Here is a 19,235-nt window from a genome sequence, read left to right as displayed (position 1 = left end):
TCCGCGGAGCGACTTTCTTCGGGACTCGCACGGGTGCGATCCGGTGCAGATGACGCTATGAGCGCTGCGCATCCGTTCCCAGGTCCTGCGCCGCCACCAACCGGTCCTGGCGCGCCGAACCGCCGCGCGGCATGGCAGGTCTGTCGCGGGGCGGCCGGGCGACCGCGGGATCCGGCAGGAGGCGCTATCGCGCTCTGGCCCGAGACGGCGGCGAGCCGCTCCACCGTCGATAGGCCTTGCGCAATGCGCGGTCGTCGGTGAACCCGAGCCGCCCCGCGATCGCGGCGGTGGTCAATCGTCCCGCTGCGAGCAAGGTGCGCGCCTGTTCGTAGCGGGCGCGATCGTATTCCTCGCGCCACGTGGTGCCCTGCTCGGCCAGTTGGCGTTGCAAAGTGCGGGGACTCACCGCCAGTCGGCGGGCGACGGCGCCGAGCGAGGCTTCGCCGTCGGCGATCGCCGACTCGAGTGCGAGCCGGAAGGACTCCAGTGGTCCTGGGATCGCTCGTGCGCTGGCCAGTACCAGGTCGGCGTGGCTGCGCAGCAGGTCGGCCAGCAGGGGATCGGCGCGGACCAAGGGTGCGGTGGCGTCGGCCTCGGTGAAGGTGATCGCGTCGACCGGGGCGCCGAAGTCGATGCGGTCGGTGCCGAACGCCTCGGCGAGGACGCGGTGGTCGGGCGGCGCGGGGCGGCTGAAGGTGACCCGCTCCGGGATGACGGGGCGACCGGTGGCTTCGCGGGCCCTGCGCAGGTAATAGGCGAGCACGTATTCGTTGATCACCGCGACCGCCGCCGGGTCCGGCGCGGTGGTGCGGAAGCCGACGGTCAGGGCGCGGTCGTGCGCCAGGTCGAAGCCCTCCTCGGCCGCGGTGACCAGGCGGTGATACGGCTGTGCCGTGCGCAGCGAATCCGCCAGCGTCGAACCATTGGCGATGAGGTAGTCCCAGGTGGTGAGGGTGCCCAGCGGTGCGGCGGCGGCGACGGCCAGCCCGGCGCCCGGTCCGGTTCTCGTCCCGGCGAGCAAGTCCCACAGCCGCGCCAGAGAGTGCAGGGGTATCCGGTTCAGTTCGCTCGCGAGCGCCGCGTCATCGGTGCCGGGGACGGCGGCCAACCGGTCGGCCGGGACTCCGGCGGCTCGGGCGGTGTCGCGGACCAGCCGGGTCAGGTGCGTGGAGGCGGTCCCGTCCAGTGCGTTCGGCGGCGTCGCGCTGCCGCGGGAAGACGGCTCCGAGACCGGATCGACACGGCTGTTCACGGGGCATGCTAACCGCCCAGGTGCACCCCGTTCTTCCCGCTCGGGGGAGTCCGCCGGTCGGGTGTGGCCCACGCCTCACTGTGGTGGGGGATGGGTGGGTGAACTTACCGCTACAGAGTTAGGCTCGGTTCGTGACTTCCCACTACGATGTCGTCGTTCTCGGTGCTGGTCCCGGCGGATACGTCGCCGCGATCCGCGCCGCTCAACTCGGCCTGCGAACAGCGATCGTCGAGCAGAAATACTGGGGCGGTGTGTGCCTGAACGTCGGCTGCATCCCGTCCAAGGCGCTGCTGCGCAACGCCGAACTCGCCCACATCTTCACCAAGGAGGCGAAGACCTTCGGCATCTCCGGTGAGGTGAACTTCGACTTCGGGGTCGCCTTCGACCGCAGCCGCAAGGTCGCCGACGGCCGGGTCAAGGGCGTCCACTTCCTGATGAAGAAGAACAAGATCGACGAGTTCGACGGCAAGGGCACCTTCACCGGCCCGAACTCGCTGTCGGTCGAGCTCAGCAAGGGCGGCACCGAGACGGTCACGTTCGACAACGCGATCATCGCGGCGGGCACCGTCACCAAGCTGCTGCCCGGCACCCAGCTCAGCGCCAACGTGGTCACCTACGAGGAGCAGATCCTCACCCGTGACCTGCCCGGCTCGATCCTGATCGTCGGTGCGGGCGCGATCGGCATGGAGTTCGGCTACGTCCTGAAGAACTACGGCGTGGACGTGCGCATCGTCGAGTTCCTCGACCGCGCGCTGCCGAACGAGGACGCGGACGTCTCCAAGGAGATCACCAAGCAGTACAAGAAGCTCGGCATCACCATCACCACCGGTGCGGCCGTGCAGTCCATCGAGGACGACGGCGCCAAGGTCACCGTCTCGATCAAGGACAACAAGTCCGGCTCGGTCGAGACCGTCACCGTCGACAAGGTGCTGCAGGCCGTCGGCTTCGCGCCGCGCGTCGACGGCTACGGCCTGGAGTCCACCGGTGTGCAGGTCACCGATCGCGGCGCGATCGGGATCGACGACTACATGCGCACCAACGTGCCGCACATCTACGCGATCGGCGACGTCACCGGCAAGCTGCAGCTCGCGCACGTCGCGGAGGCGCAGGGCGTGGTCGCGGCCGAGACCATCGCGGGTGCGGAGACGGTCACCCTCGGCGACTACCGGATGATGCCGCGCGCCACCTTCTGCCAGCCGCAGGTCGCCAGCTTCGGCCTGACCGAGCAGCAGGCGCGCGACGAGGGCTACGACGTGAAGGTCGCGACCTTCCCGTTCACCGCCAACGGCAAGGCGCACGGCCTCGGCGATCCGACCGGCTTCGTCAAGCTCGTCGCCGACGCGAAGTACGGCGAGCTGATCGGCGGGCACCTCATCGGCCCGGATGTCTCCGAGCTGCTGCCCGAACTCACCCTGGCGCAGAAGTGGGACCTGACGGTCAACGAGCTGACGCGCAACGTGCACACCCACCCGACGCTCAGCGAGGCCCTCCAGGAAGCCTTCCACGGCTTGGCCGGCCACATGATCAACTTCTGATCCGGTCGCGGAGAAGGGGCGTGCGATCATCGATCGCACGCCCTTTTCGTCTGTCGGGCAATGGTTTCCGCGCCGGTAGGGCGGTCGGCGGTCGGCGCGGGCGCGGACGATCTGCTATACAGCGTGCATGTTTCGCAGGTGGCTGATCGGAAGTGTGCCGGTGCTCGTCGTGGTGGTGCTCCTGGGGACGGGCACCTTCTACCTGATGAAAGCGCGCACCTTCCAGTTGGCCGGGCACGTGGTCAGCCGGGTGCACACCGACGCAAGGGTGGTCGCGCTGACCCTGGACGACGGGCCGTCCGATCGGGCGCCGGAAGTGCTGAAAGTCCTTGCCGATGCGCAGGTTCCGGCCACCTTCTACCTGAACGGCCGTGATCTCGCCGCGCACCCGGAGCACGGCAGGGCGATCGCCGCGGCGGGCCACGAGATCGGCAACCACACCTATACGCATCGACGGATGGTCTTCGTCACGCCCGGCACGGTCCGCGACGAAGTGGAGGGCACGGACGCCGAAATCCGGAAAACCGGTTACGCGGGCCCGATCACCTTCCGTCCGCCCTACGGCAAGAAGCTGTGGGCGCTGCCGCACTATCTCGCCGAGCACGACCGGGTCACCGTGACGTGGGACGTCGAGCCCGATTCGGGCCGGGCGGACGCCACCGCGGACGACATCGTGGCCGAGACCCTCGGCAAAGTCCGCCCCGGGTCGATCGTCCTGTTGCACGTCATGCACGGGCACGCCGACCCCTCGATCGCCGCCATCCCTCGCATCGTCGCCGAATTGCGGGCCGCGGGATACGAATTCGTCACCGTCTCCGACCTGATGTCGCGCTGATCCGCCCGGTGCGGCGAGTCGATCGAAAGCCGGGCAGTCCGGCCACCCAGGCGAGGGCGTTGTCGCCCGGCGTTCGTTCCGCGTGCCGCGACCGTGCAGCTGTGCGAGGTCAGCCGGCGGTCGGGAGCATGCCGTAGGCGTTGGTCGGTGTGAACAGCACCAAGGCGCGGCGGTCGGTGACCATCGCGTTGCGGTACTCGTCCCAGTCGGGATGCTCGCCGGTGGCGGTGCGGTAGTAGTCGACGAGCGCGTCGACCGTCGGGTCGTCGGGCGCGGCGGCCACGGGGGTGAGTTCGACCGTGCCTTCGAGGACGGCGTAGGCGAAGAAGTCCGCGCGGGTGACGTGCAGCGCCGCCCACGGATCCCGGACGAGGTTGTGATACTTCGCACGGTCGGCGGTGATGGAGATGCGGATGCGGCCGTCCGAGCCGACGACGTGCAGCACGTTGGACAGTTGCGGGCGTCCGTTGCGGCGGATCGTGGTGAGCACGGACCTGCGGTGGTCGCGGGCGAAATCGACTGCGGCGGCGAGTTCCATGCCCGTGTAACCCGTGGTGACGCCGGTCTCTTCCCGGTCCCGGTTCAGTCGCGGTGGTAGGCCGCCTGCGCCTCGCGCACACGGGGCATGTTGATCTCCAGCAGACGGATCAGCGCCTCCAGGTGTGCGGCCACCTCCGCGCCCAGTTCGGTGAGGGTGTATTCGACCCGCGGCGGAATCGTCTCCAGCACCTCCCGATGCACCATGCCGTCGCGTTCCAATGCCTGCAGGGTCTGCGACAACATGCGCTCGCTCACGCCGTCGACCCGCCTGCGCAGGGCGCTGAACCGGTACGGGCCTTCGCGCAACGCGACCAGCGCCAGGGTGCCCCAGCGACCGGCGACATTCTGCAGAACCGGCCGCGAGGTGCAGTTACGGGCGAAGACGTCGGCTTCCAGCGTCGGGTCGTCGGCCTCGGCCGAGACAGTGTGCTGGGTGGTCATGACAGCCATCGTACCCAACTTGACCGCAGTGGCTGCTGAATGCATAGTACTTACGAATAGTTAGTGCTTGTGGATTCGTACATACTTTGGGAGGTAGTCATGACCGTCGCCGTGACCGGGGCCAGTGGGCAGCTGGGTCGACTCGTGGTGGAGGAACTGGTGCGCGCGGGGACGACGTCGGTCGTCGCGATCGTGCGTGACCCGCGCAAGGTGGCCGACCTGGCCGACCGTGGGGGCGTGGACGTCCGCCAGGCCGATTACGGCGACCCGGCTGCGCTGGAGCGCGCGCTCGACGGCGTCGACCGGGTGTTGTTGATCTCGGGCAACGAGTTCGGCGCGCGAGTAGCCCAGCACACCAATGTCATTCGCGCGGCCGAGCGCGCGGGTATCGAGTTGCTCGCCTACACCAGTATTCCGAGCGCGACCGACAACCCGCTGATCCTCGCGCAGGAGCACAGGGCCACCGAGGCGGTGCTCGCCGAATCGGCGGTGCCGTACGTCCTGCTGCGCAACGGCTGGTACTGGGAGAACTACGCGGGCGGCCTCGCGCACGCGGTGGAGTCGGGCGTGCTGCACGGAGCCGCGGGCGCGGGTCGTGTGGCGGGCGCCGCGCGCGCGGACTATGCCGAGGCGGCCGCGCGAGTGCTCATCACCGATGGTCGTGCGGGCCGGGTATATGAACTGGGCGGCGGCGAACGGCTCACCTATGCCGAACTGGCGCAGGCGATCTCGGAAGCCGCGGGCAAGCCGGTGCGCTACGAGGACCTGCCGGAAGCGGACTACGCCGCCGCGCTGATCCAGGCGGGGCTGCCCGAGGTCTACGCGAAGGCGCTCGCCGACGCCGATGCCGGCATCGCCACCGGCATTCTCGACGTGCGCTCCGGGGATCTGGAGAAGTTGCTCGGCCGCCCGGCTACCTCGGCTGTCGAAGTCTTTCGCGCGGCGCTCGGCTGACGGCCTGCCGGACATCGAAACCGAACGGCGCGAATCCCTTCCGGGATCCGCGCCGTTCGCTCGTTCTCACACCCACTGCACCAGCTGGATGATGATCCCGTTGGGATCGCTCATCTGGAAGTACCGCTCGCCCCACTCTTCGGTCTCGATGGGCGTCACGATCGGCACCCCCTCGCCTTGCAGCCGGGCGTATTCGGCATCGATGTCATCGACGACGAAGGCGACGAGCAGGCCCTCGCCCGCGCTGCCCGCCGCGCTCTTCGGTTTGAAACTCGCCAATCCGGTGCGCAGGTAGACGACGTTCAGTCCGGCATCGCTGCGGCCCAGCGAGACGAACCCGTCGGCGGACATCTTCTCCTCGAAGCCCAAGTGGTCGATGAGGAACTTCGCCGAGGCGAGCGGGTCGGGGACATTGAGCGAGATGACGGAAGCGGTGATGTTCATGGTCCTCCTCGGGCGAGAAACTCTGTACTAGGTACACTGTATGTTGTAGAGAGTTTTTCGACGGACTGCACTATGAGCTGGGTCACATCGATACCATCAGTGCTTCGAGGGCGTGAGGAGGCGGCGGTGGGACAGCCGAAAGAACGCAGCGGTGCGGGCGATCCGGTGCGCACGCTGGAGTTGCTATGGCGGATTCCGCCCGGCTCCGGCCGTGGCCCGAAGCAGCGCAGCAGCGTCGAGGCGGTCGTCACCGCGGCGATCGAGATCGCCGACGTGGAGGGGATCGGCGCGCTCACGATGCGCGCGGTCGCCACCCGGCTCGGCCTGACCCCGATGGCCACCTACACCTACGTGCCGGGCAAAGCCGAGCTGATCGATCTGATGCTGGACACGGTGTACGCGCGGATGGAGCGCGCCGACCTCACCGGTCTGCCCTGGCGCGAGCGGGTCACCCGGGTCGCGGCGGAGAACCGCGCCATGCTGGCGCGGCATCCCTGGGTGGCCTATCTACCGACCACCCGGCCGCCGCTGGGCCCCGGCCTGGCCGCGAAATACGACCACGAGTTGCGTGCTTTCGCGGACCTCGGGCTCGACGACCTCGCCATGGACGCCGCCTTGACGTACGTGCTGGGCTTCGTCACCTCGGCCGCCCGCATCGCCATCGACAGCGAGCGTGCGGCGTCCGACAGCGCGATGTCCGACGGGCAGTGGTGGGAACGGGCCGCACCGGTGCTGGCGCAGGTCTTCGATGCCGAGCGCTACCCGCTCGCCGCCCGCGTCGGCGCGGCCGCGGGCCAGGCGTACGACGCCGCCTACAGCGCCGATCACGCCTACGACTTCGGGTTGGCGCTGGTGCTGGACGGATTGGCGCGCCGCATCGAGGGGCCCGGCGCCTAGACGCCGTCGCGCTGGATGCGCAGCGCGGTGATGGTGGAGGCCAGCCCGTCGTATTGGTTGATCAGCAGGACGATCTCGATCAGGCTGCGCTCGTCGTAGTGCTTCGCCAGCTCCGCCCAGGTGTCGTCGTCTAGGTCGCGCTTCTGCACCAGTTGATCCACGGCGGCCAGCAGCGCGCGGTGTTTGTCCGACCAGCCCGCCGCTCCCGGCCCCGTGCGCACCCGCTCGAGAATCTCGGCCGTCACCCCGGCGCGCTTGCCGAGCCGGATGTGGTGGTCCATCTCGTAGTCGCAGTCGCGCAGATGCGCGACGCGAATGATGACCAGCTCGGACTCGTGGCGGGGCAGCCGCCCGCCGGGCATGAGCTTGCCCGAGTAGTGCAGCCAGCCGCGGAACAGGCCGCGGGTGCGGCCGAGCGTGCTGAACAAGTGGGCGTCGCCGGTGCCCGCCGCACGGGAAAGCACCTGCCAGACAACCCAGTTGAGCGGGCCGAGTTCCCGGAGCCGTCCGGGTGAGATGCGTGGTTGCAGCGCTGAAACCATGCTGGTTGCCACCTCCGCGTGGTCTGTGCGGCCGGCGTCGGTGCCGACCGAGAGAAAAGCCTACTTGGCAGTATCCCGCGCAGCGGCCACCATTCTTTTGTTTTCGGAGTGGTTTTCGGCCGGGTACCCCGTCATCATCAGTACCGGTGCGGGTGGCCGCAGCCGCAGTGGGCTTTCGCGGCGACAGGTGTGGACAACAGGTCGGCAGGGGAACAGATGCTGGTGAGGATCAGGCCCGGAGCGGAGCTTTCCGGCGCTGAGCAGGAATTCGTCGCGTGCCTGCGGTCGTATCCGACGACCGGCCTCGCCGTGATCGATCTCGAGGCCGACAACCGGCGCGTCGACGCGGTGGTGTGGACGCCACGTGGCCTGACCGTGCTGGAGGTGCACGGGTTCCAGCGCAGGCAGAGCGGCATTCTGAGCACACCGGCCGAAGGGCCGTGGAAGATCAGCGACGCGCCGGTGGAACTGGACGATCCGGAATCCGGGAGCCCCGCCGACCGCGTGGAACACGGCATGTACGCGGTCAAGCACATGCTCCAGCGGGCGCTGCAGGACCCGGGACACATCAGTGGCGCCGTCGTGCTCGTCCCGTTCCGCGGCGCGGTGGTGCGCCCGGCGCGCACGAATCTGCGACCGGGCTTGGACGTCGTCGTCGGCAACGTCACCGACGCGACCGAGCTGCGCATCTACCTGGAGGGCTTCTCCGCGGGGCCGCGCAACTGGACCGCGGACCGGGTGATCGGGGCGTGCGGCGCGCTCGGTTTGGCGCAGCTCGCCCCGTCCCGCGCCGAACTGCTCGAAGCGGGCTTCGAGGAGAACGCGCCGGAGCCGGTCACGACCATCCCGCGCACACCCAAGCCGCGGGTCGAGCCGACGCCGGGCGCCGCGACGAAGAGCCAGGCCTACGCGGGTTGGTCCGTCGTCGTGATCGGCGTGATCGGGATCCTGTTCGTGCTCGGCGTGATCGCCACCGCGCTGGCGCACGACTCGGCGCAGCCGGGGCCGGCGACCGATCCGACGACCAGCGTGACCCCGTCGCCGCCCGTGTACCGGCCCACCGACTGCTATCCGTTCCAGCAGAACTGCTGACCCGTCAATCCCGCACGGCGCTGCCCAATTTGGTCAGGCGCAGCGCGTGCTGGGCGCGGGCCAGCACATGCGTTCGCGACGTGTCGATATGGGCGGTGAGCGTGGCCGACGCCGCGTCCACCGCACCGGACATCAGGTGCTCGGCGACCGCGATGTGCTCGGCGGTCATCCTGGCGATCCGCTCCGGGGTCGGCATGTCCAGCGTGCGCACCGGGCGAACCCGGATGTGCACGGCGGTGAGCGCCTCGGCGAGTGCGGCGTTGCCGGCGGCCGTGAGCAAGGTGGTGTGGAACCGTTCGTCTGCGGCCACCAGCGCGGGGCCCGGCTCGGGCGGGTCGTCCCGCAATGCGCGCCAGGCTTCGAGTTCGGCGCCCACGAGATCCAGATCGTGCGCGGGCGCCTCGCCGGCCGGGCCCACCCGCTGCATGCCCCTGGCCTCCAGCACGAGCCGCAACTCGTAGAGGTGATCGAGTTCGTCCAGCCTGGGACGGTACGGGTAGAGCCCGTCGGAGAGCCGTTCGACCAACCCGTCCGCCTGCAATCGGGCCAGCGCCTCACGCACCGGGGTACGCGAGACACCGTAAGCCTCGGCGAGGCGTTCTTCGCCGAGCCGTTCGGTCGGCACGATGGCTCCGGTGGCCAGATCCCGGCGCAAGGAGTCGTACACCTGCTCGCGCAACGGAATCCGACCCCTGTTGCGGGTCATGGCGGCGCTCAGATCGCCATCGCCGAGCGGACGTCGCTCTCGGCGCCCGCGCCACCCGCGCCCGAGGAGCTCACTCGGCCGGATCGCAGCACGTAGTAGTGCTGCGCCGCCTGCAAGGCGAAGCCGATGTGCTGTTCGACCAGCAGCACGCTCAGTCCGCCGCGCCGGGTGAGATCGATGATGGTGCGTTCGATCTCGGCGACCACCGACGGCTGGATGCCCTCGGTCGGCTCATCGAGGATGAGCAGTTTCGGCTCGGTGATCAGCGCCCGCGCGATGGCGAGCTGCTGGCGCTGACCGCCGGACAGCAGGCCCGCTTTGCGGCCGAGCAACTCGCGCAGCGCGGGGAACAGATCGAGCGATTCATCGAGCAGCGCCTTGCCGCGTTTACGGCCGTCCGCGACCACCTGCAAATTCTCCGCTGTGGTCAGTTGCGGAAAACTCTGCTGTCCCTGCGGTACATACGCGATCCCGCGGCGCACCCGCCGCGACGGCGACAGTTTGGTGATGGTCTCGCCGTCGAACGCGATCCGTCCCGACTTCGTGCCGATCAGTCCGACGGCGGTGCGCAGCAGCGTGGTCTTCCCGGCGCCGTTGTGTCCCATGACGGCGACCACGCTGTCGTCCGGGACGGTCACCGAGACGCCGTGGATCACCTCGGTGCGGCCGTAACCGGAGTGGATATCGGTGAGTTCAAGCATCACTGTCCCCTTTCTGGGGTGACTCCGGGCTCGGCGCGGTCGTGGCGTCCTCCAGCTCGGTGCCGACGGCCGCGGCGGTGCCGAGATAGACCTCCTGAACTTTCGGGTCCGCCTGCACCTGTTCGACGGTCCCCTCACTGAGCACCTTGCCGCCCGCGAGGACGGTGACCGAGCTGGCGAAGGCGCGCATGAAGTCCATGTCGTGCTCGACCACCACGACCACCCGGTCGCCGCCGATGCGGCGCAACAGGTTCCCGGTCTCCTCGCGCTCCTCGGCGCTCATTCCGGCCACCGGCTCGTCCAACAGCAGCACCGACGCGTTCTGCACCAGCAGCATGCCGATCTCGAGCCACTGCTTCTGTCCGTGCGCGAGCACCCCGGCGGGCTGGTCGCGAAGCTCGGCCAGACCGGTGATCTCCAACGCTTCCTCGATCGCGGGCAGCACCGATCGGCGGCGGCGCAGCATGGTGAGCGCCGAGCGGCCCGCGCCCGCGGCGATGTCGAGGTTCTGCAGCACGCTGAGTTGCTCGAACACGCTCGCGGTCTGGAACGTTCGTCCGACGCCGAGCCGGGCGATCTGGTGCACCTTCTTGCCGAGCAGCTCCACGCCGGTCTTCTGCGCCGACCCGGTCGCCGGGACCAGCCCGGTGATCGCGTCGATGAGGGTGGTCTTGCCTGCGCCGTTGGGACCGATGAGGAAGCGCAGATCGCCCTGCAACACCGTCAGATCCACCTCGGTGACGGCCTTGAAACCGTCGAAACTCACCGACAGACCGCGGATCTCGAGGTACTCGCTGGACATTCCGGCATTGCCGCCGAGCTTCGGTTCGTGCGTCGTCTCGGTCATCGCGATTCCACCTTCTCCGTCGCGGGTTCCGGCAGCGCCTCGGCCACCACGGCCGCGGGCGCGGCGGGACGCCGCAACCGGTTGTCCCGCAGGCCCTTCACCAGTGGCCACAGCCCGGCCAGCCCCGCCGGGACGAAACCGACCACCACGATGAACAGCACGCCTTGCAAATACGTCCACCCCGAGGGGAATTCCTCGGAGAAAGCCGTCTGCGCCCAGGCAACGCCGATCGCGCCGAGCACCGGCCCGAGCAGGGTGGTCCGGCCGCCGATCGCGACGCCGATCAGGAACGCGATGGACGGAACCACGCCGATGTCGGCGGGGGAGATGATGCCCACGATCGGGGTGAACAGCGCACCGGCGATGCCCGCGAAGAAGGCGGCCACCACGTAGGCGACGATCTTCACGTTCGCCGGGTCGTATCCGAGGAAGCGCACCCGCTCCTCCTGGTCGCGCACCGCCACGAGCAGTTCGCCGTACCTGCTGTGCATCAATTGCCGCACCAACGCGACCACCACCAGCAACGTGCCCGCGGCGATGAAGAACAGCATGCGCCGGTTGACCGGGTCGGACAGTTTGAAGCCGAAGAAGGCGCGGAAGTCCGACAGGCCGGTGAAGCCGCCGATGGCCTGCTGGCCGGTGAGCAGAATGGCCAGCGCGGCGGCCAGCGCTTGGCTGAGGATGGCGAAGTAGGCGCCCTTCACGCGCCGCTTGAACACCCCGTAGCCGAGCGCGGCGGCGATCAGCGCGGGCAGCACCAGGATGCCCAGCAGTGCCACCGGAGCCGACGCGAAAGGCGTCCAGAACGACGGCAATTCGCGGATGCCCGCGATCTCCATGAACTCCGGCACGTCGTTGCCGAGCCGGGCGGCGTCGGCCATCTGTAGGTGCATGGCCATGATGTAGGCGCCGATCCCGAAGAACACGCCTTGACCGAGGGTGAGCATCCCGCCCCGGCCCCAGGCCAATCCGATGCCCACCGCGACGATCGCGAAGCACAGGAACTTCGCCAGCAGGTTGAGCCGGAAATCGCTGAGCACGGCGGGCGCGACCGCGAACAACAGCACGGCGGCGACGGCGAATCCGGCCGGCGCGCCGACCGATGCGTGCGCGCGCCACCGTTGTACGAGCGTGGTCATGCCAGGCTCCTTGTCCGGACGGTGAACAGACCCTGCGGACGGACCTGCAGGAAGATCACGATGACGACGAAGACGATGACCTTCGCGATGGACGCGGTGGTCGAGTATTCGATGTAGGAATTGAGCAGGCCGAGCGCGAACGCCGCGATCACGGTGCCCTTGATCTGGCCGAGCCCGCCGATGACCACCACGAGGAACGCGTCGATCAGGTAGCTCTGCCCGATGGTCGGGCTGGTCGAGCCGATCAGGGTGAGCGCGACGCCTGCCACGCCCGCCAGGCCCGAGCCGATGAAGAACGTGCCGATGTCGGTGAAACGGCTGGACACGCCCGAGGTTTCGGCCAATCCGCGGTTCTGCACCACCGCACGGATGCGGCGACCGAGCGGAGTCGCCTTGAGCACCGCGGCCAGCGCGCTCACCGCGACGACCGCCAGGACGAGGATGAAGATGCGCGTCTTCGGCACCACCGCGCCCAGGATCGTGACGCCGCCACTGAGCCACTCCGGCGCGATGACGTTCTTGGCCGGCGCGCCGAACATGTCGCGGGCCAGCTGCTGCAGCACCAGCCCGACACCGAAGGTGACCAGCAGGGTGTCCAGCGGCCGGTCGTACATCCACCGGATCAGGCCCATCTCCAACGCGGCGCCGAGCAGGCCGCCGACGAGGAAACCGATCAGCAGGGAGACCACGAGCGAGACGCCCGCCGACGAGATGACCTTCTGCACAACGTAGGTCGTGTAGCAACCGGCCATGATGAACTCGCCGTGCGCCATGTTGATCACGCCCATCTGACCGAAGGTCAGCGAGAGCCCGAGCGCGGCGAGCAAGAGAATCGATCCCAGACTCAGCCCGGTGAAGAGCTGTCCGATCACAACTTCCATGGAGAAGGCTCCTGTATCTAATTGCCGCGCCTTCGCGCGGCGTGTTCGCGGCCCCCTTGTGGCTCGCGTCCGAGCGACCGCCGCTTGCTCCTTCGTCGCGGACGCGTCGGCCACTCGGACGCGAGCCGGGCCGCGAACGGCGCATGCTCGGTCTCGCTTCGCTCGAAACCTGGGGTTGGGGTGCGCCGGGCGCGTTGGTCTTCGAGCACTGGACATAGTGCGGGTGGCTTGGAGCGGCTGATCGTCGGGTCGAGCGCGGCGTGTTCGCGACCCCTGTGAGGCTCGAACGGCGCATGCTCGGTCTGGCTTCGCTCGAAACCTGGGTTTCGGTGGGCACGGGGGCTCGTGCGTGTGGCCTGATGGTTCGCTTGGCCGTGTTCGTGCGTGGTTCTTTGCGGCCCCCTCGAGTCGAGTTGTGGTTGTCGGGTTCTGTCGTGCCGAGCGTTCGGGGCGCTCGGTGTGGCCGCCGTGTGTTCGTTCGGCGGCCACTCTGGGCGTGAGCCGGGTTTCGCCAGGGTCTGCGGCACGCTGAACGAGCGGTGGCGCCGTGACCGAGTTGCCTGCTGGTCCGTTGCTGTCCGCGGCCCCCCTCATTACTCACTTCGGGGACCGCCGTTGCGACTGTGTCGTTGGGTGGACACCCGTAGCTGGGCCGCGGACAGCGGCGGACTACTTCAGGCCCTTGGCCCAGTCGTAGGACTTCAGGTAGGGGTCCGGCGTCACGGCCTTGCCGGAGTCCCATACGGAGTAGATGAGCCCGTCGGGACGGATCTCGCCGATCCGGGCGGTCTTGGTGATGTGGTGGTTGGAGCCGTCGATGGTGACCAGGCCCTCGGGCGCGTCGAAGCTGACGCCGTCGGCGGCGGCCTGGATGTCCTCCACCTTGAAGGACTTCGCCTTCTCGACGGTGTTCTTCCACAGGTAGACCGACGCGTACGCCGCCTCCATCGGGTCCGAGGTCGGTTTGTCGGCGCCGAAGGCGGCCTTGTAGTCGGCGACGAACTTCCTGTTCACCGGGTTGTCCACGGTCTGGTAGTAGTTCCACGCGGTGAGCTGCCCGGCGATGTGCTGGGCGCCGATGCCCGCGACCTCCTCCTCGGCGATGGACACCGAAACCACCGGCATCTCGGTGGCCTTCAGGCCCGCGTTGCTGTACTCGCGGAAGAACGCGACGTTGGAGTCGCCGTTGAGGGTGTTGAACACCGCGCCCGCCTTGGCGGTGCGGACCTTGTTCACGATGGTGGAGAAGTCGGTGGACCCGAGCGGGGTGTAGTCCTCGCCCTTGATCTCGATGCCGTTGGCGGCGGCGTACGCCTTGATCTCGCGATTGGCGGTCTGCGGGAAGACGTAGTCGCTGCCGACCAGGTAGAGGGAGGTGATGCCCTTCTGCTTGAGGTAGTCCAGCGCCGGGACGATCTGCTGGTTGGTGGTCGCGCCGGTGTAGAAGATGTTCTTGCTGTCCTCCAGGCCCTCGTACTGCACCGGGTAGTAGAGCAGTGAGTTCAGGCTCTCGAACTTCGGCTTCATCGCCTTGCGGCTCGACGAGGTCCAGCCGCCGAACACCGCGGCGACGCAGTCGGAGCTGATCAGCTTCTCCGCCTTCTCCGCGAAGGTCTTCGGGTCCGAGGCGCCGTCCTCGAGCACCAGATCGATCTTCTTGCCGAGCACGCCGCCCGCGGCGTTGATCTGGTCGACGGCCAGCTTGGTCGAGTTGGCGACGGTCACCTCGGAGATGGCCATCGTGCCGGACAGCGAGTGCAGTGAACCGATCTTGATCGTGTCCTTCGACGTGTCGACGCAGGAGGCGGCGGCGGATCCGGTGGTCGAGGCGTCGTCCTTGGCGCCACATGCGGTCAGCAACAGGCCGGCGAGCGCGATCGCGGTGGGCGCCGCCACCGCTCGGATCAAGCGCCTGGAGCGATGGGTGGCACGGGAATCTGGCATGGGGCGAACCCTCTCCTCATCAGGTGTTGCGGCGGCGTCGGCTGGGCGCCGCATCGAATATCGCCGTCTTCGCCCCGGTCACGGCTGTAGACGGGGCTGTATACAACGGCTGTATTCGTGATGCGAACGGTAGACAGAAGTTGTTGCGCCGGAATATCTCTCGATGACAAGTCCGTTTCGTCTGTTTCGCTTGTGTGAACCTTTTCCGTAAACGGACGGTGAACAGTTGTGAGGTTGTGGCAAACCCGCTGGCCGGGGCGGATGTGGCTACGGTTGCGTAGCGTCGCCGCGATGCGGCACGCTTCGATTCGTACGACGCCTGAACCGTCCTATGCCGCGGCGGCGGGCCGCGGACTCGAGTCGAGGAGGACCCGGTGGGCCACTACAAGGCGAACCTGAGGGATATCGAGTTCAACCTGTTCGAGGTGCTCGAGCTGGACAAGCTCCTCGATACGGGCGCTTACGGCGATCTCGATTCCGGCACCGTCCGGGAGATCCTGTCCGAAGTGAAGCGCCTGGCCGAGGGCCCGGTGGCGGACTCCTTCGCGGCGGCCGATCGCGATCCGGTGGTCTACGACGCGACCACGTTCTCGATCGCTGTTCCGGAGCCGCTCCGTAGGACGGTCGCCGCCGTGCGCGAGGCGGAGTGGAGCAGGCTCGGCATGCCGGAGGGCATGGGCGGCACCCCGGCGCCCGCCGTAGTGGTGTGGGCGGTCGCCGAGATGATCACCTGCGCCAATCCGTCGGCGTCGTTCTTCAACATGGGGCCGGTGATGGCGTCAGTGCTGTACAACGTCGGCACCGAGCAGCAGCGGCACTGGGCCACGCTGGGCTTCGAGAAGGGCTGGCAGGGCACCATGGTGCTCACCGAGCCGGATGCCGGCTCCGACGTGGGCGCAGGGCGCACCAAGGCGATCCGCCAAGAAGACGGCTCCTGGCACATCGAAGGCGTCAAGCGGTTCATCTCCGGGGCCGAGGTCGGTGACACCGCCGAGAACGTCTTCCATCTGGTGCTGGCCCGGCCCGAGGGCGCAGGACCGGGCACCAAGGGCCTGTCGCTGTTCTACGTGCCGAAATTCCTCTTCGATCCCGAGACCTTGGAACTCGGCGAGCGCAACGGCGTGTACGTCACCGGCGTCGAGCACAAGATGGGCCTGAAGTCCTCGCCCACCTGCGAGCTGACCTTCGGCGGCCACGGCGTCCCCGCCAAGGGCTGGCTGGTCGGCGAGGTGCACAACGGCATCGCGCAGATGTTCCAGGTGATCGAGAACGCGCGCATGATGGTCGGCGTCAAATCCTCGGGCACCCTGTCGACCGGGTATCTCAACGCGCTGGAGTTCGCCAAGGAGCGGGTCCAGGGCGCCGACCTGACCAGGATGACCGACAAGGCCGCGCCCCGCGTCCCCATCACGCAGCATCCCGACGTTCGTCGTTCGCTGGCCATGCAGAAGGCGTACGCGGAGGGTCTGCGCGCGGTGTACCTGTACACCGCCGCGCATCAGAACGCCGATGTGGCCCAGCTCGTTTCGGGCGCCGACCCTGATCTGGCGCATCGAGTGGACGATCTGCTGCTGCCGATCGTCAAGGGTGTCGGCTCGGAGCGGGCCTACCAATACCTGACCGAGTCGCTGCAGACCCTGGGCGGTTCCGGCTTCCTGCAGGACTACCCGATCGAGCAGTACATCCGCGACGCGAAGATCGACTCGCTCTACGAGGGCACCACCGCCATCCAGGCACAGGACTTCTTCTTCCGCAAGATCATCCGCGACAAAGGTGTGGCGCTGGGCCATGTCAACGCTCGGATCGCGGCGTTCCTGGACGCGAAGACCGGTCGTTTCGCCACCGAGCGCGAACTGCTGCGCACGGCGGCGGAGGACGTGCAGGCCATGGCGGCCACGCTCACCGGCTTCCTGATGGCCGCCCAGCAGACGCCCGCCGAGCTCTACAAGATCGGCCTCGGTTCGGTGCGCTTCCTGCTCGCGGTAGGCGACCTGCTCATCGGCTGGCGGCTGCTGGTGCAGGCGGAGATCGCCGCCGCCGCACTGGCCACCGACGCCCCGGAGAAGGATCGCCCCTTCTACGCCGGAAAGGTCGCCGCCGCAAGCTTCTTCGCCAAAAACGTGCTACCGAACCTCACCGCGGTGCGCGGGATCATCGCCGCGCTCGACAACGACATCATGAATCTGGACGAGGCGTCGCTCTAGCTGTGCGACGCCCGGAAGCAGACGCCGCGTCAGCTATCGGACGCTGCGTCAGCTATCGGGATCGGACAGCAGTTTGAGTACCACTGGTCGCGACAGCGTGCCGGATACCTGCCTGGCGAGCTGGTTGGCGCTCGCGCCCGCGGTGTGGGCTGCTCGGAGGGCGGTGGCGAGTTCTGTGCGGGCGGCTTCGGCGGCGGCCTGGGCGTCGCGGAGTCGCTGAGCGGCCCGGTCCACCTCGGACTGCTGGTCGGTGGCGGTCAAATCATTGACCAGTTCGACTTCCGGAAGGCATGCTTGCGGCTCGCCGGGGGCCGTGTCGCGCCGCATCGCCGCCCTGGCGAACTCCATCAGGAACGCGCGGGTGGCGTTCTTGTCCTCGGCGGCGGCCTCGCCGAGCAGCAGCCTGGTGGTCTGCGGAACGGCGTGCGACCAGTTGGCCAGGCCGCACAGCGCCAGCAGCAGGCGGCCCGCGTCCGCGGAGTCCACGTCGAACTGCTCTTGGGCGCGGTCGGATTTGCGCACGTAGTGCGCGGCGCGCCAGCCGTCGATGTCGTGCGCGTCCGCGCCGCGGTGCAGCGCCTCCCAGAGCATCAACCGCAACAGTTGCGGGTTGTCCCGGTGGTAGTCGAACAGCTTGCCGACGTAGGCCCCCGGTTCGGTGTCGGCCAGCGGTTTCACCACGTCGATGAACTCGCGCAGCGTGTCGATCAGGATGACGTCGAACAGCTTGTCCTTGCTGCCGAACAGGCCGTAGATGCGCTCCTTGTTGACGCCCGCCGCCTCGGCGATCCGGTCGACCCGCGCGCCGGCCAGCCCGTACCGGGCGAATTCGTCGCGGGCGGCGCGCAACAGAGCCTGCCTGGTCGCGTCACTGCGTTTCATCGTGGCCGTCATGGCGAACACTTTACCATTCCATTAAACCAACTATTTGGTTGACAATCGGACCGCTGCGGGCCTACCTTCGATCCATGGCAATGCCCACCTTCCAGTCCGCGGCTCCGGCCCGGACGCGCACCCGGGACACCTCTTCGCGTGCTCACACCGGGCGCACCCTGCCCTTCTTCGTTCTCTCCGCGCTGCTGGCCACCGGCCAGATGTACGTTCCGATCCCGCTTTTCACCGCCATGCAGGCCGATTGGGGCGTCGGTTCGGCCGCGATGACCTGGATCATCAGCGCGTTCGCCTTCGGCTACGCCGGCGGCTTCGTCCTGTTCGGGCCGCTGTCGGATCGCTACGGTCACCGCCGGGTGCTGGTCACCGGGATGCTGGTGGCCTCCGTGGTCACACTATTGACCGGTTTGGCGTTCAGTGCGCCGCTGGCCATCGCCCTCCGGGTCGCCCAAGGCCTGGTGGTCGGCTCCATCCCGCCCGCGATCATGGCCTACGTGGCCACCCGCATCACCCCTGCGCACCGGGCCGTGGCCACGATGTCGGTGGCCACGTCGTTCCTCGCGGCGACAGTGATCGCGCAGATCGTTTCGCAGTGGATGGTCGGCGCGTTCCCGTGGCGCACCGTATTCGTCGCTTCCGCGATCGTCTTCGCCGTGCTCGCGCTGGTGCTGCGCTCCGCGCTGCTGTCGGACACGCCCACCGGTCGGGACCAGCCGCTGCGGCACAGCTACGCCGCGATTCCCGCGGTGCTGCGCATCCGGGCGCTGCTGCCGATGCTGATCGCGGGCGCGATGAGCATGGCGGTCATGGTCGGGGTGTACACCGGCCTCGAACTGACCGGGGTGGTGCGCGGTTCGGGCGAACTGCTCGCGCTGCGTGCGGGCGCGCTGCCGGTGATGTTCGCGCTTCCGCTGCTCGCGGTGCCACTGGCCCGGCTGTCCAAGCACGGTCAGATCGTGCTGGGCGTGCTGATAGCCGCGACGGCGATGGTGATCGCCACCTTCGAGGGAACCCACCCGGCCGTGCTGGCCGTCCTGCTCGCCGTTCTGGTCGGCGGGCTCGGCATCATCGCTCCGGCCGTGCTGCAGAGCGCGGGCGAACTGGGCGGCGAATCGCGCGCCGCCGCCATGTCGGTCGCCATGTTCAGCTTCTATGTGGGCGCGACCATCGGCCCGCTGGTCGCCGCCGCCGCGGCGCCGCACGGCTTCGCGACTCTCGCTTGGATACTCGCGCTGTTGCTGGTTGCCGCGCTGGGGATGACGGTGGCCGGTCTCCGGATGCAGCGAGGGGCGCAAGCCGCCTGACCGACACGACCTCCGGCCGGTATCGGTACACCGATACCGGCCGGCCGTTCTGGTCAGCCGTCGGCCAGGATGCTGGGGCGCGAACC

The 19,235-nt window shown here is 68.4% G+C and carries 19 protein-coding genes; 7 read left to right on the top strand and 12 right to left on the bottom strand.

Annotated elements, in window-relative coordinates; all coding sequences use genetic code 11:
* Positions 1 to 184: 184 nt before the first annotated feature.
* Positions 185 to 1,252, bottom strand: coding sequence for a helix-turn-helix domain-containing protein (locus tag IU450_RS01115; protein WP_195147913.1), 1,068 nt, complete (start codon positions 1,250 to 1,252; stop codon positions 185 to 187).
* A 131-nt stretch (positions 1,253 to 1,383) separates the two neighbouring features.
* Between IU450_RS01115 and lpdA the strand changes: the two genes are divergently transcribed.
* A complete protein-coding gene (gene lpdA / locus IU450_RS01110) occupies positions 1,384 to 2,787 on the top strand; it encodes a dihydrolipoyl dehydrogenase (RefSeq protein WP_195147912.1) in 1,404 nt (467 codons plus the stop codon).
* A gap of 127 nt (positions 2,788 to 2,914) precedes the next feature.
* Positions 2,915 to 3,622 (top strand): polysaccharide deacetylase family protein, encoded by a 708-nt coding sequence (locus tag IU450_RS01105; protein ID WP_195066370.1) that lies wholly within the window; start codon positions 2,915 to 2,917, stop codon positions 3,620 to 3,622.
* Between the two features lie 109 nt (positions 3,623 to 3,731).
* Here IU450_RS01105 and IU450_RS01100 read toward each other — a convergent pair whose 3' ends face one another.
* Both IU450_RS01100 and IU450_RS01095 read right to left on the bottom strand, forming a co-directional pair.
* The gene (locus tag IU450_RS01100; RefSeq protein WP_195147911.1) at positions 3,732 to 4,160 is read right to left on the bottom strand and encodes a PPOX class F420-dependent oxidoreductase; all 429 of its coding nucleotides are present in this window, start codon (positions 4,158 to 4,160) and stop codon (positions 3,732 to 3,734) included.
* Positions 4,161 to 4,204: 44 nt separating this feature from the next.
* Positions 4,205 to 4,603 carry a winged helix-turn-helix transcriptional regulator gene (locus IU450_RS01095; RefSeq protein WP_195147910.1) on the bottom strand — a complete coding sequence of 133 codons (399 nt, stop codon included), beginning with the start codon at positions 4,601 to 4,603 and terminating at the stop codon, positions 4,205 to 4,207.
* 99 nt (positions 4,604 to 4,702) lie between these two features.
* Between IU450_RS01095 and IU450_RS01090 the strand changes: the two genes are divergently transcribed.
* Complete coding sequence (locus tag IU450_RS01090; protein ID WP_195147909.1) at positions 4,703 to 5,557, top strand: SDR family oxidoreductase; 855 nt, start codon at positions 4,703 to 4,705, stop codon at positions 5,555 to 5,557.
* A gap of 66 nt (positions 5,558 to 5,623) precedes the next feature.
* Here IU450_RS01090 and IU450_RS01085 read toward each other — a convergent pair whose 3' ends face one another.
* Positions 5,624 to 6,001 (bottom strand): VOC family protein, encoded by a 378-nt coding sequence (locus tag IU450_RS01085; RefSeq protein WP_195147908.1) that lies wholly within the window; start codon positions 5,999 to 6,001, stop codon positions 5,624 to 5,626.
* Positions 6,002 to 6,127: 126 nt separating this feature from the next.
* On the opposite strand from IU450_RS01085, the gene IU450_RS01080 reads away from it, so the two are divergent.
* Positions 6,128 to 6,898 carry a TetR/AcrR family transcriptional regulator gene (locus IU450_RS01080; protein ID WP_324197488.1) on the top strand — a complete coding sequence of 257 codons (771 nt, stop codon included), beginning with the start codon at positions 6,128 to 6,130 and terminating at the stop codon, positions 6,896 to 6,898.
* Here the strand turns inward: IU450_RS01080 and IU450_RS01075 are convergent.
* On the bottom strand, positions 6,895 to 7,428 hold the full coding sequence (locus IU450_RS01075) for a carboxymuconolactone decarboxylase family protein (protein ID WP_195148612.1): 534 nt from the start codon (positions 7,426 to 7,428) through the stop codon (positions 6,895 to 6,897). The two genes, IU450_RS01080 and IU450_RS01075, sit on opposite strands and share 4 nt — an antisense overlap.
* A 228-nt stretch (positions 7,429 to 7,656) precedes the next feature.
* Between IU450_RS01075 and IU450_RS01070 the strand changes: the two genes are divergently transcribed.
* A complete protein-coding gene (locus IU450_RS01070; RefSeq protein WP_195147906.1) occupies positions 7,657 to 8,532 on the top strand; it encodes an NERD domain-containing protein in 876 nt (291 codons plus the stop codon).
* A gap of 4 nt (positions 8,533 to 8,536) precedes the next feature.
* On the opposite strand, the gene IU450_RS01065 is transcribed toward IU450_RS01070, so the two are convergent.
* The 6 genes from IU450_RS01065 to urtA form a co-directional block, all read right to left on the bottom strand.
* Positions 8,537 to 9,238, bottom strand: a complete 702-nt coding sequence (locus IU450_RS01065) for a GntR family transcriptional regulator (RefSeq protein WP_195147905.1) — start codon at positions 9,236 to 9,238, stop codon at positions 8,537 to 8,539.
* 8 nt (positions 9,239 to 9,246) lie between these two features.
* Complete coding sequence (urtE, locus tag IU450_RS01060; protein ID WP_195147904.1) at positions 9,247 to 9,939, bottom strand: urea ABC transporter ATP-binding subunit UrtE; 693 nt, start codon at positions 9,937 to 9,939, stop codon at positions 9,247 to 9,249.
* On the bottom strand, positions 9,932 to 10,786 hold the full coding sequence (urtD, locus tag IU450_RS01055; protein ID WP_195147903.1) for an urea ABC transporter ATP-binding protein UrtD: 855 nt from the start codon (positions 10,784 to 10,786) through the stop codon (positions 9,932 to 9,934). Before urtD ends, urtE begins: the two co-directional genes overlap by 8 nt.
* Entirely contained in the window at positions 10,783 to 11,925 is a 1,143-nt protein-coding gene (gene urtC / locus IU450_RS01050) for an urea ABC transporter permease subunit UrtC (protein WP_195147902.1), read from the bottom strand. The genes urtD and urtC overlap by 4 nt, the downstream gene beginning before the upstream one ends.
* The gene (urtB, locus tag IU450_RS01045) at positions 11,922 to 12,806 is read right to left on the bottom strand and encodes an urea ABC transporter permease subunit UrtB (RefSeq protein WP_195147901.1); all 885 of its coding nucleotides are present in this window, start codon (positions 12,804 to 12,806) and stop codon (positions 11,922 to 11,924) included. Before urtB ends, urtC begins: the two co-directional genes overlap by 4 nt.
* A 669-nt stretch (positions 12,807 to 13,475) precedes the next feature.
* Positions 13,476 to 14,750, bottom strand: a complete 1,275-nt coding sequence (gene urtA / locus IU450_RS01040; protein WP_195147900.1) for an urea ABC transporter substrate-binding protein — start codon at positions 14,748 to 14,750, stop codon at positions 13,476 to 13,478.
* A 374-nt stretch (positions 14,751 to 15,124) separates the two neighbouring features.
* Here urtA and IU450_RS01035 point away from each other — a divergent pair, with 374 nt between their 5' ends.
* Positions 15,125 to 16,954 carry an acyl-CoA dehydrogenase gene (locus IU450_RS01035; RefSeq protein WP_195147899.1) on the top strand — a complete coding sequence of 610 codons (1,830 nt, stop codon included), beginning with the start codon at positions 15,125 to 15,127 and terminating at the stop codon, positions 16,952 to 16,954.
* 48 nt (positions 16,955 to 17,002) lie between these two features.
* Here IU450_RS01035 and IU450_RS01030 read toward each other — a convergent pair whose 3' ends face one another.
* Positions 17,003 to 17,848, bottom strand: coding sequence for a TetR/AcrR family transcriptional regulator (locus tag IU450_RS01030; RefSeq protein WP_228833891.1), 846 nt, complete (start codon positions 17,846 to 17,848; stop codon positions 17,003 to 17,005).
* A 74-nt stretch (positions 17,849 to 17,922) separates the two neighbouring features.
* Here IU450_RS01030 and IU450_RS01025 point away from each other — a divergent pair, with 74 nt between their 5' ends.
* Positions 17,923 to 19,149, top strand: coding sequence for an MFS transporter (locus tag IU450_RS01025; RefSeq protein WP_195147898.1), 1,227 nt, complete (start codon positions 17,923 to 17,925; stop codon positions 19,147 to 19,149).
* The last annotated feature ends 86 nt before the right edge of the window (positions 19,150 to 19,235 follow it).

Origin of the sequence: Nocardia abscessus, from assembly GCF_015477775.1 — a bacterium.
Taxonomy (GTDB): Bacteria; Actinomycetota; Actinomycetes; order Mycobacteriales; family Mycobacteriaceae; genus Nocardia; species Nocardia abscessus_A.
This window is presented reverse-complemented; position numbering and strand designations above follow the sequence as displayed.

What these genes read in the sequence shown, in the direction of transcription:
- IU450_RS01105 (WP_195066370.1), top strand. Translation starts at nt 2,915, where the DNA reads ATGTTTCGCAGGTGGCTGATCGGAAGTGTGCCGGTGCTCGTCGTGGTG.
- IU450_RS01100 (WP_195147911.1), bottom strand. Translation starts at nt 4,160, where the DNA reads ATGGAACTCGCCGCCGCAGTCGATTTCGCCCGCGACCACCGCAGGTCC.
- IU450_RS01095 (WP_195147910.1), bottom strand. Translation starts at nt 4,603, where the DNA reads ATGACCACCCAGCACACTGTCTCGGCCGAGGCCGACGACCCGACGCTG.
- IU450_RS01090 (WP_195147909.1), top strand. Translation starts at nt 4,703, where the DNA reads ATGACCGTCGCCGTGACCGGGGCCAGTGGGCAGCTGGGTCGACTCGTG.
- IU450_RS01085 (WP_195147908.1), bottom strand. Translation starts at nt 6,001, where the DNA reads ATGAACATCACCGCTTCCGTCATCTCGCTCAATGTCCCCGACCCGCTC.
- IU450_RS01070 (WP_195147906.1), top strand. Translation starts at nt 7,657, where the DNA reads ATGCTGGTGAGGATCAGGCCCGGAGCGGAGCTTTCCGGCGCTGAGCAG.
- IU450_RS01065 (WP_195147905.1), bottom strand. Translation starts at nt 9,238, where the DNA reads ATGACCCGCAACAGGGGTCGGATTCCGTTGCGCGAGCAGGTGTACGAC.
- urtE (WP_195147904.1), bottom strand. Translation starts at nt 9,939, where the DNA reads ATGCTTGAACTCACCGATATCCACTCCGGTTACGGCCGCACCGAGGTG.
- urtD (WP_195147903.1), bottom strand. Translation starts at nt 10,786, where the DNA reads ATGACCGAGACGACGCACGAACCGAAGCTCGGCGGCAATGCCGGAATG.
- urtC (WP_195147902.1), bottom strand. Translation starts at nt 11,925, where the DNA reads ATGACCACGCTCGTACAACGGTGGCGCGCGCACGCATCGGTCGGCGCG.
- urtB (WP_195147901.1), bottom strand. Translation starts at nt 12,806, where the DNA reads ATGGAAGTTGTGATCGGACAGCTCTTCACCGGGCTGAGTCTGGGATCG.
- urtA (WP_195147900.1), bottom strand. Translation starts at nt 14,750, where the DNA reads ATGCCAGATTCCCGTGCCACCCATCGCTCCAGGCGCTTGATCCGAGCG.
- IU450_RS01030 (WP_228833891.1), bottom strand. Translation starts at nt 17,848, where the DNA reads ATGACGGCCACGATGAAACGCAGTGACGCGACCAGGCAGGCTCTGTTG.
- IU450_RS01025 (WP_195147898.1), top strand. Translation starts at nt 17,923, where the DNA reads ATGGCAATGCCCACCTTCCAGTCCGCGGCTCCGGCCCGGACGCGCACC.